Source organism: Caballeronia sp. dw_19, assembly GCF_018449515.1.
Lineage (GTDB): Bacteria > Pseudomonadota > Gammaproteobacteria > Burkholderiales > Burkholderiaceae > Caballeronia.
This window is the reverse complement of the sequence record NZ_JAAVUQ010000034.1, coordinates 19,896-33,647: the sequence shown is the minus strand read 5'-3', so window position 1 is coordinate 33,647 and position 13,752 is coordinate 19,896. Positions and strand designations below refer to the sequence as shown.

General features: G+C 60.6%; 13 protein-coding genes. 12 read left to right on the top strand and 1 reads right to left on the bottom strand.

Features of this window, described 5'->3' with window-relative positions:
• Nucleotides 1-9: 9 nt before the first annotated feature.
• Nucleotides 10-450, bottom strand: a complete 441-nt coding sequence (locus HB376_RS31590) for an extradiol dioxygenase (protein ID WP_346730615.1) — start codon at nt 448-450, stop codon at nt 10-12.
• A gap of 113 nt (nt 451-563) precedes the next feature.
• Here HB376_RS31590 and HB376_RS31585 point away from each other — a divergent pair, with 113 nt between their 5' ends.
• The 12 genes from HB376_RS31585 to HB376_RS31530 all read left to right on the top strand — a co-directional run bounded on the left by HB376_RS31585 (nt 564) and on the right by HB376_RS31530 (nt 13,741).
• On the top strand, nt 564-1,535 hold the full coding sequence (locus tag HB376_RS31585) for a LysR family transcriptional regulator (protein WP_213767601.1): 972 nt from the start codon (nt 564-566) through the stop codon (nt 1,533-1,535).
• A 170-nt stretch (nt 1,536-1,705) separates the two neighbouring features.
• Nucleotides 1,706-3,067, top strand: coding sequence for a tRNA (N6-isopentenyl adenosine(37)-C2)-methylthiotransferase MiaB (gene miaB, locus HB376_RS31580; protein ID WP_213767600.1), 1,362 nt, complete (start codon nt 1,706-1,708; stop codon nt 3,065-3,067).
• A 56-nt stretch (nt 3,068-3,123) separates the two neighbouring features.
• Nucleotides 3,124-4,233 (top strand): PhoH family protein, encoded by a 1,110-nt coding sequence (locus tag HB376_RS31575; protein WP_213767599.1) that lies wholly within the window; start codon nt 3,124-3,126, stop codon nt 4,231-4,233.
• Nucleotides 4,230-4,703 (top strand): rRNA maturation RNase YbeY, encoded by a 474-nt coding sequence (ybeY, locus tag HB376_RS31570; RefSeq protein WP_213767641.1) that lies wholly within the window; start codon nt 4,230-4,232, stop codon nt 4,701-4,703. Before HB376_RS31575 ends, ybeY begins: the two co-directional genes overlap by 4 nt.
• A gap of 33 nt (nt 4,704-4,736) precedes the next feature.
• The gene (locus tag HB376_RS31565; RefSeq protein WP_213767640.1) at nt 4,737-5,405 is read left to right on the top strand and encodes a gamma-glutamylcyclotransferase; all 669 of its coding nucleotides are present in this window, start codon (nt 4,737-4,739) and stop codon (nt 5,403-5,405) included.
• Nucleotides 5,406-5,652: 247 nt separating this feature from the next.
• Nucleotides 5,653-6,558 carry a transporter associated domain-containing protein gene (locus HB376_RS31560; RefSeq protein WP_213767598.1) on the top strand — a complete coding sequence of 302 codons (906 nt, stop codon included), beginning with the start codon at nt 5,653-5,655 and terminating at the stop codon, nt 6,556-6,558.
• A 226-nt stretch (nt 6,559-6,784) separates the two neighbouring features.
• Entirely contained in the window at nt 6,785-8,512 is a 1,728-nt protein-coding gene (lnt, locus tag HB376_RS31555) for an apolipoprotein N-acyltransferase (RefSeq protein WP_213767597.1), read from the top strand.
• The gene (locus HB376_RS31550; protein WP_213767596.1) at nt 8,493-8,990 is read left to right on the top strand and encodes a GNAT family N-acetyltransferase; all 498 of its coding nucleotides are present in this window, start codon (nt 8,493-8,495) and stop codon (nt 8,988-8,990) included. The genes lnt and HB376_RS31550 overlap by 20 nt, the downstream gene beginning before the upstream one ends.
• 183 nt (nt 8,991-9,173) lie before the next feature.
• A complete protein-coding gene (glyQ, locus tag HB376_RS31545) occupies nt 9,174-10,181 on the top strand; it encodes a glycine--tRNA ligase subunit alpha (RefSeq protein WP_213767595.1) in 1,008 nt (335 codons plus the stop codon).
• A gap of 18 nt (nt 10,182-10,199) precedes the next feature.
• On the top strand, nt 10,200-12,299 hold the full coding sequence (gene glyS, locus HB376_RS31540; RefSeq protein WP_213767594.1) for a glycine--tRNA ligase subunit beta: 2,100 nt from the start codon (nt 10,200-10,202) through the stop codon (nt 12,297-12,299).
• Nucleotides 12,300-12,310: 11 nt separating this feature from the next.
• Nucleotides 12,311-12,874: a D-glycero-beta-D-manno-heptose 1,7-bisphosphate 7-phosphatase gene (gene gmhB, locus HB376_RS31535; protein WP_213767593.1), complete on the top strand. Its 564-nt coding sequence runs from the start codon at nt 12,311-12,313 to the stop codon at nt 12,872-12,874.
• Nucleotides 12,875-12,931: 57 nt separating this feature from the next.
• On the top strand, nt 12,932-13,741 hold the full coding sequence (locus tag HB376_RS31530; RefSeq protein WP_213767592.1) for a lysophospholipid acyltransferase family protein: 810 nt from the start codon (nt 12,932-12,934) through the stop codon (nt 13,739-13,741).
• The last annotated feature ends 11 nt before the right edge of the window (nt 13,742-13,752 follow it).

The window sequence follows — 13,752 nt, the reverse complement described above, 5'->3', positions numbered from 1 at the left end:
GAAATCCCCTTAGTTTGAGAATGCGGAGGGTGAGGATGGTGACGATGGTGAGGAAACCGACGTCACGAATTCGATGACCACGCCTGGCGCAAGCTGCACGAACACTTGCTGTTCGCGGGCGAGCGGAACGTCGGCTTCGGAAAACGGAATCGCGTGTTCGTGCAGACGCGCGAGCAACGCCTGCCATTCGGCCGCGCCTTGCACGCGCAACGCGAGATGATCGATGCGCGTCGCCGCCCGGCCACCGGTGGGCGACGCCAGCACCGAGCCGTTCTCGATCAGATGCACGGCCGGCACGTCGTCGAGATAAAGCCAGTACCCGCCTATGCCGAACGGCGGGCGCGGACCGACTTTCATGCCGGCTATATCGACGAGAAAATGGCGGATCGGCTCGCAATCGGGCGCGACGATGGTGACGTGATCGAGTTTCATCAGGGCAGGTTTAGACACTTCAGGCGGCATGATTTCCAGCTTCACACGCTGCAACGCACCAAATTCTGCGCGCGAAGAGACATTTTGATAATTGGCGTAGCATTTGAAGCATTATCAAAAGTAAATTGAGAATGACGATGGATCGACTCGGCGATATGCGCCTGTTTACCGAAGCGGCAGCGCTCGGCAGCTTGTCGGCGGCGGGGCGCAAGCTGGGTTTATCGCCGGCGGCGGCCAGCGCCCGGCTGCTCAAACTGGAGAAATCCCTCACCGCACGGCTGTTCGAGCGCACCACCCGCCAGCTCAGGCTCACCGACGAAGGCCGGCTTTATTTGCAGCATTGTCGGATTGCGCTGCAGGCTATCGAGGACGGCGAAGCCGCGCTGCACGCCGGCCAGAATCTCGTACGCGGCAAAGTGCGGATCTCGGCCACATCGGATTTCGGCCGCAACCTGCTGTGCCATTGGCTCGATGAATTCAGCCGCCTGCATCCGGATGTGAGTTTTTCGCTGACGCTGTCGGATTCGGTGTCGAATCTGCTGCTGGAAGATATTGATCTGGCGATCCGCTTCAACCAACCGCCCGAGGGCAATCTGGTCGCGCGGCGGCTGGCGCCGAACCGGCGTGTGCTGTGCGCATCGCCGGACTATCTGGCGCGGCACGGCGAACCGAAAATGCCCGCCGATCTCAGCGCGCATACGTTCACGGTGCTGGTGACATCGACGGCTACGTTCAATCAGTTCCAGTTCGTCCGCGGCGACGAGCGTTTCACCCACACCGTGCCCCTCGACGAAGCCTGGGAAACGAACGACGGCGCGCTCTCGCGGGCCTGGGCGCTGGCTGGCCAGGGTATTGCGCACAAATCAATCTGGGATATAGCCGCCGACGTCCGCTCCGGCGCGCTGAAAATTTTGCTGGCAGACTGGTGTTCGAACGAAGCGGCGGTTCACGCGGTGTTCCACGGCAACCGGTATATGGCGCCGCGGGTGCGCGTGCTGCTGGATTTCCTGATCGAACGCTTCGCCCGGGCGACGGCGGAATTGCTTGGCGACTTGGCCTACCCGCCCGGCCAGCAGGGTCACGAAGTCGAGCGGACGCTATAATATTAAGTTAAGCGTCGAGCTACGCGGCGTCCGAATTTCGGCCATTTCAGGCGAAATCGGGCTAAAGCAGGGCTAAAAGCGAGCGCAAAAGCCGACGAACGAAATAGGTAAGTCCCTTCAACGCATTAAAAACCGCGCCCCCAGACTAATCACTGCGACCGGCGAAATTCATGACCAAGAAAGTATATGTAAAGACCTTTGGCTGCCAGATGAACGAGTACGACTCCGACAAAATGGTCGACGTGCTCGGAGCAGCCCATGGCCTCACCCAGACGGATACGCCGGAAGACGCGGACGTCATTCTCTTCAACACGTGTTCAGTGCGCGAAAAAGCGCAGGAAAAGGTTTTCTCGGACCTTGGCCGCGTGCGCGAGTTGAAGGAAGCGAACCCAAACCTGATCATTGGCGTGGGCGGTTGCGTGGCAAGCCAGGAAGGCGCGGCTATTGTGTCCCGTGCGCCGTACGTGGACCTGGTATTCGGCCCGCAGACTTTGCACCGCCTGCCCGAAATGATCGCGAAACGGCGTTCCAGCGGCCGCGCGCAAGTTGATATCTCGTTTCCGGAAATCGAAAAGTTCGATCATCTGCCGCCGGCTCGCGTTGATGGCCCGAGCGCGTTTGTATCGATCATGGAAGGTTGCAGCAAGTACTGCAGCTATTGCGTGGTGCCCTACACGCGCGGCGAAGAAGTATCGCGGCCGCTGGACGACGTGCTGACCGAAATTGCCGGCCTCGCCGACCAGGGCGTGCGCGAAGTCACCATGCTGGGTCAGAACGTGAATGCGTATCGTGGACCGGTGACACAGCATTCCACGGACATTGCGGATTTCGCTACGTTGATCGAATACGTGGCCGAAATCCCGGGCATCGAACGGATTCGCTATACCACGTCGCATCCGAAGGAATTCACGCAGCGCCTGATCGACACCTACGCGAAAGTGCCCAAGCTCGTGAGCCACTTGCACTTGCCGGTGCAGCATGGTTCCGATCGCATCCTGATGGCCATGAAACGCGGTTATACCGTGCTCGAATACAAGTCCGTGATCCGCAAATTGCGCGCGATTCGTCCGGATTTGTCGCTGTCCACGGACATGATTGTCGGGTTCCCCGGCGAGACGGAAGATGACTTCCAGAAGATGATGAAGCTTATCGACGAAATGAGTTACGACACCAGTTTCTCGTTCATCTACAGCCCGCGTCCCGGCACGCCCGCGGCAAACCTGCACGACGACACCCCACGCGAAGTGAAGCTCAAGCGTTTGCAACATTTGCAGGCGACCATCGAGGCGAACGTGGCGAAGATCAGCAACGCCATGCTGGGCTCGGTGCAGCGCATTCTGGTGGAAGGCCCGTCACGCAAGGACCCGAGCGAACTCGCCGGGCGCACGGAGAATAATCGCGTGGTGAATTTCCCGGCGCCGATCTCGTCACACAAACGGCTGATCGGCCAGATGGTCGATGTGGAAATCAACGTGGCGTATCCGCATTCGTTGCGCGGCGAGCTGATTATGACGCCCGCTACGACTCACTAAGTTGCCCCTTTATTGGCCTCATTAACTGCAGCTTCGACAGGAACCCGACTCTCGCCTTGAAGACCGCTCAGCAGCATATGGAATTCACCGCACCGCGCGAAGACAACGCGCGGCTCGCCAACCTCTGTGGCCCGCTCGACGAAAACTTGCGGCAGATCGAGCAGGCGCTCGACGTGACGCTCACGCGTCGCGGACACAAGATCACCATCCGCGGGCGCGGCGCGAAGGTTGCGCTGGCGGCGCTCGAGAATTTCTACAATCGCGCGAAGGACACGTTGTCGGTGGACGATATCCAGTTGGCGCTGGTCGAAGCGCGCAATGCGGCGAGGCGCGGGTTGAACGTCAATAAGCCTTCGAACAATCTCAATTCCGACCCTGTCGATCCACGTTTTCGCGGCGACCCCGATCATCCGTTCGATGAGCCCAACGTGACCATCGACCTGGGCGACGAGGAAGATCCAGGGCCAAAGTTGTACACGCGACGCGCCGATCTACGCGGCCGCACGCCAATGCAGCGTGAATACCTGAAGCAGATCATTGCGCACGATGTGACGTTTGGCATCGGCCCGGCGGGTACGGGCAAGACCTATCTCGCGGTCGCGTGCGCGGTGGATTCGCTCGAACGCGATCAGGTGAAGCGCATTGTGCTGACGCGTCCTGCCGTAGAAGCCGGCGAGCGGCTGGGTTTCCTGCCGGGCGATCTCGCGCAGAAAGTGGACCCGTATCTGCGGCCGCTTTACGACGCGCTCTACGACCTGCTCGGCTTCGATAAAACCGCGAAAATGTTCGAGCGCCAGATGATCGAAATCGCGCCGCTCGCGTACATGCGCGGCCGGACGCTGAATCACGCGTTCATCATCCTGGACGAAGCGCAGAACACCACGCCCGAGCAGATGAAAATGTTCCTGACGCGAATTGGTTTCGGGTCGAAGGCCGTTGTCACCGGCGACACCACGCAGGTCGATTTGCCGCGCGGGCACAGGAGCGGGCTGATCGAAGCGCAACACATACTGGCTGATGTGCGCGGTATCGCGATGACGAAGTTCACCAGCGTGGACGTGGTGCGCCATCCGCTGGTGGCGCGCATTGTGGAAGCGTACGACGCGCAGTCGGACCGTGATGCCGCGGCGGCCGCGATTGCCGCCGCAAAATATCGCTCTGAATAAGCATGCCCAAACTTGCCTTGACGCTGCAGTTTCCCGCCGCCAAAGCCTTCCCTGAACACAAGGCGCTGTTGCCGCGCGCAACCGTCGCCAGCTGGATCAAGGCGTCGCTGTTCGCGGACGCGGAACTGACCGTGCGTTTCGTCGATACCGAGGAAGGCCGGACGCTGAACCGGTCTTATCGGACGAAGGACTACGCCACTAACGTGCTGACGTTCGCGTACGCCGAATCGGAAGACGATCCGGTCACGGGCGACCTGGTGCTGTGCTGTCCTGTAGTGGAACGCGAGGCGCGCGAGCAGAACAAGCCGCTCGCCGCGCATTACGCGCATCTGATCGTGCACGGTACGCTGCACGCTCAGGGCTACGATCATGAAGATTCGGCGGAAGCGGAGGAAATGGAATCGATCGAAACCGGCATCATGCAAAAGCTGGGTTTCACCGATCCTTACTTGCCGCTGCCGCCCAACTAAGCCGTGACTGACGACCCTTCCCCGCTCCCCGAACTGCTGAAGGAATTGCCTGCGCAGACTCCCGACGACTATCCGCCGGTGTTCGAGGAGTCGCGTCTTCTCACCGATGAAGAACTTGCGGCGTCGCGTGAAAAAGCGTTGGCGCACTGGGATCGCAAGACGGATCTCTGGCTGTTCGGCTATGGCTCGCTGATCTGGAATCCAGGCTTGCCCGCCGTGGAAACGGTGCGCAGCAAGGTGCACGGTTATCATCGTGGACTGTATTTGTGGTCGCGCGTGAATCGCGGCACGCCCGAGCAGCCTGGGCTTGTACTGGCGCTGGATCGCGGCGGTTCATGCACGGGCATGGCGTTCCGGCTTGCCGCCGTTGGCGCGGAGCCGCACCTTGACGTGCTGTGGCGACGCGAAATGGCGATGAATTCGTACCGCGTGGCCTGGTTGCCATGCACGCTGGTCGACGGCCGCCGTGTCGACGCGCTGGCGTTCGTGATGCGACGTGAGGCCTCCACCTACGCCGGCAAGCTGGCAGACCCGATGGTGCGCCACGTGCTCGGCTGCGCCACCGGCCGATACGGCACTACGCTCGATTACGTCAGCCGCACGGTTGCCGCACTACGTGAATGCGGCATGCCCGACCGGCAGCTCGAAGCGCTGTTGCAGCGCTGCCAGAATGTGAATTCCGTGAATTCGTCGCAGGAATGAATGTGACGGGACACGTTAGAGGTACGCATGAAGGTACGCATGAACCTGCTGAGAATGCTCAGTAATATGCTCAACTGCGACCAATCGGCCAACGTCACCGGCTCGACATACTCAGCCGATATTTATCAGTTACGATGTTTCTACGAGATTTGAACGTCTTCGTGCCCGCTTGAACTGGCGCGAATTTTCCTTGGTGTATTCTTAACGCTCCGTAATTTCGCGTCCGGAACACTCCGGGCGCCCCACTATGAACGACGCCTATCCCAGTCGACGACACACCGACAAACCGCCGGAAAAGCGCACGCTGCTTGAGCGCCTGACCGATTTCATCTCGCACGAACCTGAATCGCGCGACGAATTGCTGGAAGTCCTTCAGGACGCCCACGAACGCAATCTGCTCGACGCGGATTCGCTCTCCATGATCGAAGGCGTGTTCCAGGTGTCCGAACTCTGCGCGCGCGACATCATGATTCCGCGTGCCCAGATGGACGCCATCAACATTGCCGAAACGCCCGAGCAGTTCATTCCGTTCATGCTCGAAAAAGCGCACTCGCGCTATCCGGTATTCGAAAGCAACCGTGACAATGTGATCGGCGTGCTGCTTGCAAAAGACTTGCTGCGCTATTACCACGAAGAAGAATTCGATGTGCGCGGCATGCTTCGCCCCGCCGTGTTCATCCCCGAATCGAAACGCCTGAACGTCTTGCTGCACGATTTCCGCGTGAACCGGAATCACATTGCCATCGTCGTCGATGAATACGGCGGCGTGGCGGGACTGATCACGATTGAAGACGTGCTGGAACAGATTGTTGGCGACATTGAAGACGAGTACGACTTCGACGAAGAAGCCGGCAACATCATTGCGACGCCGGATGGCGCGCATCGTGTGCGTGCGCTGACTGGCATCGAGCAGTTCAACGAGCAGTTCGGCACCCATTACTCCGACGACGAAGTCGACACCATCGGCGGGCTGGTCACGCACCGGTTCGGACGTGTGCCGCATCGTGGGGAGAAGGTGCGGATTGACGAGTTCGTGTTCGAGATTCTGCGCGGCGACGCTCGCCAGATCCACGTGCTGCGCGTACGGCGCGCGCCGAATACGAACCTGCTCGACGGGAATTCGCGGCGCGACCACGACGACGAACGCGATTGAACGCGATTGAACGCGATTACTTTCGCTTGATCAAAATAGAGAACGCGTCGGAACGCCACACACACTGAGCGGCACTGACCTGCTCAAGCCTGTACCACTGATTGTTCACACTACGCGTCAGTGGCCGGTGGTGTGTCGGCTATGCAGGCGTTTTGCGCCTTTTTCGTGACATGACGAGCGCCGGTCACGCTCTGTCATTCGCTTACTTTCTGCCGACCCGTAATCCATGGCCGACTCTTCGTCTCCTGTTACCTCACGGCGCGGCTCTCAGCCGATACCCGCTGAAAAACGCGCCGGCACGGCTCAGTCCTTGCCGTTCTGGCATTACCTCGTCGCGGCCGTGCTGGGCGCCGCGAATACGCTGTCGTTCGCACCTACGCCGCACGGCGGCTGGGTCGAACTGGTGATTTTCACGCTGTTCTTCGCGTGGCTTACGCGCACCAATGGCTGGAAAAGCGCGGCGTTGACGGGCTGGGCATTTGGATTCGGCAACTTCGTGACGGGTGTGTGGTGGCTGTATGTCAGCATGCACGACTACGGCGGCATGGCGGCGCCGCTGGCGGCTGCGGCCGTCGCGTTGTTCTGCATGTATCTCGCGATCTATCCGGCGTTGGCGGGCGTGGTCTGGTCGCTGTGCGCGGGTCGTGCGCGATATGGAGACAATGAGGACGACACGGGCTCCTCTGCTACCGTGCCAGCCGATGAACCGCGCTTCGTGCCGACCTGGCACGGCGCGTTTGCCTTTGCGAGCGCGTGGGCGCTGGGCGAATGGTTGCGCGGCCTTGTGTTCACCGGCTTCCCGTGGCTTGCGAGCGGGTATGCGCAAGTCGATGGCCCCCTGGCGGGGTTCGGATCGGTCGCGGGCGTGTATGGCGTGGGCTGGGTGCTTGGGCTTGTGGCGGCGCTGCTCGTGCAGGGGTTCTATGGCTTTCGGCGCCACTCAGCGGCTGAAACGTCGAAGGCTGCGCGACTTGCGCCGTTCATCGTGGCGGTGGTGTTGCTTGCGTCCGGCATGTTGTTGTCGCTGGTCGAATGGACGATCCCGGCAAACGCGCCGCTTACCGTCAGGCTGCTGCAAGGCAACGTCAAGCAGGAGATGAAGTTCGAGCAGGACGGCGTTGATCAATCGCTGGCGCTGTATAAAAAGCTGATCACCGAGAAGCCTGCGGATCTTATTGTCACGCCGGAAACCGCGTTGCCCATTCTTGCCGTCCAGGTGCCGCCGGATTTGGCGCTTGCGCTGCGCACTTTCTCCGATACAACCAACTCCTCCATTCTGTTTGGCGCTATCGGCGTGACGGCTTCGGAAGGCCGCGTAACCGGCTACACGAACAGCCTGTTCGGCATCACGCCGAATCAGCGGGACGTGTACCGCTATGACAAACATCATCTCGTGCCATTCGGCGAATTCGTGCCGACGGGTTTCCACTGGTTCGTGGCGCTCATGGGCATTCCGCTCGGCGATCTCGGGCGCGGGCCGCCGGTGCAGAAATCGTTCTTCGTACACAACCAGCCGATTGCCGTCGATATCTGCTACGAAGATATTTTCGGTGAAGAGATTGCGCGGACGATTCGCGAACAGGAAGCGCCCGCGGGCATTCTGGTGAATTCGACGAATCTTGCGTGGTTCGGCAACACCATTGCGCTGGATCAGCATTTGCAAATGGCCCGCATGCGTTCGATCGAAACCGGCCGTCCAATGCTGCGCTCGACCAACACGGGCATCACCGCGGTGATCGCGGCGAATGGCGCTGTAGTAGGACGGTTGCCCGTGTACACAGTCGGTTCTCTTGATGCCATCGTGCAGGGCACATCCGGCCGTACGCCGTATGTCACGAGCGGCAACATGACCGTGATCCTGGTGTCGCTGTTGTTGCTGGCATTCGGATTTGCGTTCGCGCCGGGCAGGAATGGGCGCAACAAACCTGACGACAATGGCATCGGAAAATCCTGAACCCGCCCGGTTCATTATCCGCAAAGCAGTGCGGGCAGACGCGGACGCCGCGTGGGACATCCGCCGCGCCGCCGTGATGAATGAATGCGCGGGCGCGTATCCGCTGGATCAGCTCGAAGAATGGACGGGCGGTACGACCTCGGCAGCATTCGCCGATGCCGTCGAAGCGCGTTTCCTCGTGGCCACCATTGACGAGCACGTGGCGGGCACCGGCATGATCAACCTCGCGACCGGCAAAATCGATGCGATTTTTGTCCATCCGGCGTATATGAAACGCGGCATCGGTGCGGCAATGATGCGTCACCTTGAAACGCTCGCCCGCTCGGAAGGACTCCGCGAACTCAAGCTCGACTCCACACTGAACGCCGCGGCGTTTTATCGCGCGCTCGGTTTCCAAGGCGATGAAATCGCGCCGTACCATTCGCCACGCGGCCTGACCATGGATTGTGTGCCGATGACGAAACGGCTCGGCGGATAATCCCCGTTTTTACCGGCCGAATGGCCGATGAGTCCGCCGGTCATCCCCGGAAAGTCGCACAAGCCCCTCATTCCCGCTAAAATTCAACGTTTTAGCCCTCCGGCCGGTGCATTTTTCCGGTCCGCTTCGACCACGCGCCGGCCCACCGGCCCCAAGCTTCGAAGGCACGCTTCAAAGGCATTCATGCTCACTTTTCAGCAAATCATCCTGACGCTGCAATCCTATTGGGACAACAAGGGTTGCGCGCTTCTCCAGCCGATCGACATGGAAGTCGGCGCGGGTACCTCGCACGTTCACACGTTCCTGCGCGCCATAGGCCCGGAACCGTGGCGCGCGGCGTATGTCCAGCCGTCCCGGCGTCCGAAGGACGGCCGTTACGGCGACAACCCGAACCGCCTGCAGCACTACTACCAGTATCAAGTGGTGCTGAAACCCGCGCCCGAAAACATCCTGGACCTGTATCTCGGCTCGCTTGAGGCGCTCGGCTTCGACCTGAAGCAGAACGACGTGCGTTTCGTGGAAGACGACTGGGAAAATCCAACGCTCGGCGCATGGGGCCTTGGCTGGGAAGTCTGGTTGAACGGCATGGAAGTGACGCAGTTCACCTACTTCCAGCAGGTCGGTGGTATCGACTGCAAGCCGGTGCTCGGTGAGATCACCTACGGTCTCGAACGGCTCGCCATGTATCTGCAGAAAGTGGAGAACGTCTACGACCTCGTGTGGACCGAATGGGAAGAGGACACGCCGAACGGCCGCGAACTGCGTCGCCTGACCTATGGCGACGTCTATCACCAGAACGAAGTCGAGCAATCCACCTACAACTTCGAGTACGCGAACGTCGACCTGCTGTTCACGTTCTTCAAGAGCTACGAAGCCGAAGCACAGAAGATGATCGAAGCGAAGCTGTCGCTGCCCGCCTATGAGCTCGTGCTGAAAGCCGGTCACACGTTCAACTTGCTGGACGCGCGTGGCGCGATTTCGGTGACGGAGCGCGCGGCGTATATCGGCCGGATTCGCGATTTGTCGCGTGCCGTCGCAAAGGGGTATTACGAGTCGCGTGAAGCGCTCGGTTTCCCCATGCTGGGCAACCCAGTACACGCCGCGGCCGGACTCACCACGGACGCACAAGATGCCGCCAAGCCCGCGTGGGCGCCGGCGCTGAAGGTCGAGCGCAATATCGATCAGGCCTGACCAGAGCACGACATAACAATGACTGAAACCAACCTTGCATCGCTGCTCGTCGAGTTGCGGACCGAAGAACTTCCGCCGAAAGCGCTCGCGCGCCTGGGCACCTCGTTTGCCGAAGGGATTGTGCAGCGGCTTGCCGCGCGCGACCTGATTGAAGGCGAAGCGAGTTTCGAAAAATACGCCACGCCGCGACGTCTCGCCGTGGTCATCAAGAACGTGCGCGCAGTCGCGCCGGAACGGCAGGTACGCGAGAAGGTGCTGCCGGTTTCCGTCGCACTGGACAAAGACGGCCAGCCCACCGCGCCGCTCGCGAAGAAGCTCGCGGCGCTGGGTTTCCCGGACTTCCCCATCGGCGACCTCGAACGCGCCCAGGACGGCAAGGCCGAAGCGTTTTTCCTGCGCTACGCGGCACCCGGTGCAACACTGGCCGACGGCCTGCAGACCGCGCTGCAAGAAACGCTCGGCAAGTTGCCAATCCCGAAGCTGATGACCTATCAACGCCCCGACGGCACCAGCGTGCAGTTCGTGCGGCCGGTGCATGGGCTGGTCGCGTTGCATGGCCGCAGAATCGTGCCGGTGAGCGCGCTCGGCATCGACTCCGGCGACACCACGCTGGGGCATCGCTTCATGTCGGAAGGGATTGTCGCGATCACGCACGCCGATGATTACGCCGAGACCCTGCGCTCGAAGGGCAAGGTCGTGGCGAATTTCGACGACCGCCGCGAATCCATCCGGACGCAATTGCTGGCATTCGCGGGTGAAGATCGCGTGGTCATGCCTGAGTCGTTGCTGGACGAAGTGAATGCGCTGGTCGAATGGCCGGTCGTGTATCAGTGCCGTTTCGACGAGTCGTTCCTGCAAGTGCCGCAGGAATGCCTGATCCTCACCATGCAGACGAACCAGAAGTATTTCGCGCTGACTGATGATCACGGCAAGCTGCGTTCGCGTTTCCTGATTGTGTCGAACATCGACACGCAGACGCCGGGCGATATTGTGGAAGGCAACGAACGCGTGGTCCGTCCGCGTCTGGCCGACGCCAAGTTCTTCTTCGAGCAGGACAAGAAGAAACGCCTCGCCGACCGCGTGCCGCTGCTCGCGAACGTGGTGTATCACAACAAGCTCGGTTCGCAGTTGCAACGCGTGCAACGGCTTGAAGCGCTGGCCGGTGAAATCGCGCCCATGATCGGCGTGGATGCAACCGTCACGAAGCGCGCCGCCCTGCTCGCGAAGGCCGACCTGATCACCGACATGGTCGGCGAATTCCCGGAATTGCAGGGGACCATGGGCACGTACTACGCGCGCCACGACGGCGAGGTGGAAGAAGTCGCGCTCGCGTGTTCGGAACATTATCAGCCGCGTTTCTCCGGCGATGAAACCCCGCCCAACGGCGTGAGCAGCGCCGTCGCTTTGGCCGATAAACTGGAAACGCTCGTCGGCATCTGGGGCATCGGCCTGCAGCCAACCGGCGAGAAAGATCCGTTCGCGCTGCGTCGTCACGCGCTCGGCGTGTTGCGCATCCTGCTGGAAAAACGCCTTGCCATCGACCTGTTCGACTTGCTGCGTATCGCACACAAGCAATTCGCCGGCATGCCGCAAGTCGTTGATTCAACCGACGCCATCTACGCGTTTTTCATGGACCGGTTGCGCGGCGTGCTGCGCGAGCGTGGTTTCAACGCAATTGAAATCGACGCTGTGCTGAGTCTGAACCCCACGCGCCTGGACGACATCGTCGCGCGTCTGGACGCTGTGCGCGAATTCGCGTCGTTGCCGGAAGCCGCATCGCTTGCCGCGGCGAACAAGCGCATCTCGAATATCCTCAAGAAGTCGGCGGAAGCCGTGCCGTCGAGTGTGCAGCCAGCGCTGCTTCAAGAAGCGGCCGAAAAGGCGCTGTACGCGCAACTCGAGCAAGTCGCGCCGCGCGTGCAAAAACAACTGGCCGAGCGCAATTACACGGAAGCGCTGTCGGCGCTGTCCGCGTTGCGCGACGCCGTGGATACCTTCTTCAACGACGTGATGGTGAACGCGGAAGATCCGGCGCTGCGAAGTAACCGCCTGGCTCTTCTCGGCGCACTGCATCAGCAGATGAATTGCGTCGCGGACATTTCGAAGCTTGCCACCTGATGCGCCACACCATGCCGACCAACGCAAACAAGAAACTGGTGATTCTCGATCGTGACGGCGTGATCAACGTCGACTCAGACGCGTTCATCAAATCGCCCGATGAATGGGTTGCCATTCCCGGCAGCCTGGAAGCAATCGCGCGTTTGAACCAGGCCGGTTACCGCGTGGCGATTGCATCGAATCAATCGGGTATAGGCCGTGGTCTGTTCGACATGGCCGCGCTCAACGCAATGCACGAAAAGATGAACCGGGCGGCGGCGGCGGTGGGTGGCCGGATAGACGCGGTGTTTTTCTGTCCGCACACGCAGGAAGACGAGTGCGAGTGCCGTAAGCCAAAGCCCGGCATGTTGAAGCAGATCATCGAGCGCTTCGAGATCGATCCTGCTGACACGCCCGTGGTCGGCGACTCGCTGCGCGATCTGCAAGCAGGCGCGGCGCTCGGCTTCGCGCTGCATCTGGTGCTGACCGGCAAGGGGCATAAAACGCTGGCAGCGGGAAATCTTCCGTCGAATACGAAAGTACACGACGACCTGCGCACCTTCGCGCTCGACTTCCTCGCCGCACATCAAGACTGACCTGACTGACCTGAAGCTGGTTTTTTTCGTCACATCACATAAGACTTATTCAAGCCGATGCGCTTCATTCGTTCGCTGTTGCTGATGGTTTTTTTCGTCGTTTATACGGTGCCGTACGCGTGTACGTGCTTCCTCGTATTCCCGTTCATGCGCGCTGAAAAGCGTTACTGGATGGCGGCGTACTGGTGCAAGTCGTGCATCGTGGTGATGCGATACCTGAACGGCATCCGCTACCGGATCGAAGGCATGGAGAACCTGCCGGACGGTCCGGCCGTGCTGTTGTCGAAGCATCAGTCGGCCTGGGAAACGCTGGCATTCCCCGCGTTGATGCCACGGCCGCTCTGCTATGTGTTCAAGCGTGAGTTGCTGTTTGTACCGTTTTTCGGCTGGACCATGGGCATGCTGAAGATGGTTCATATCGACCGGCGTCAGGGCAAGGATGCGTTTGCATCGGTGGCGCGGCAAGGGCGCGAGCGCATGGCCGAGGGAGCGTGGGTCATCATGTTTCCGGAAGGCACGCGTACACGCGTGGGCCAGCAGGGCAAGTACAAGTCAGGCGGTGCGCGTTTCGCGTGCGCGGCGGGCGCACCGGTCGTCCCGATTGCCCACAACGCCGGACACGTATGGCCGCGGAAATCGTTTCTCAAATATGCGGGTATAGTCACTATGTCGATCGGTCGTCCGATCGACACGACAGGCCTCACGCCGGATGAAGTCAACGTGCGCGTGGAGCGCTGGATCGAAGCGGAAATGCGTCGCATTGATCCGGACGCGTACGGTCCCGCCGATGGTTTCGCCGCCAAGGCTGACGCTAAGTCTGACTCTAAGTCAGAGTCCAAGTCTCACGGCGCGGCTACCGGCCTGTAGACCCTGGTGTC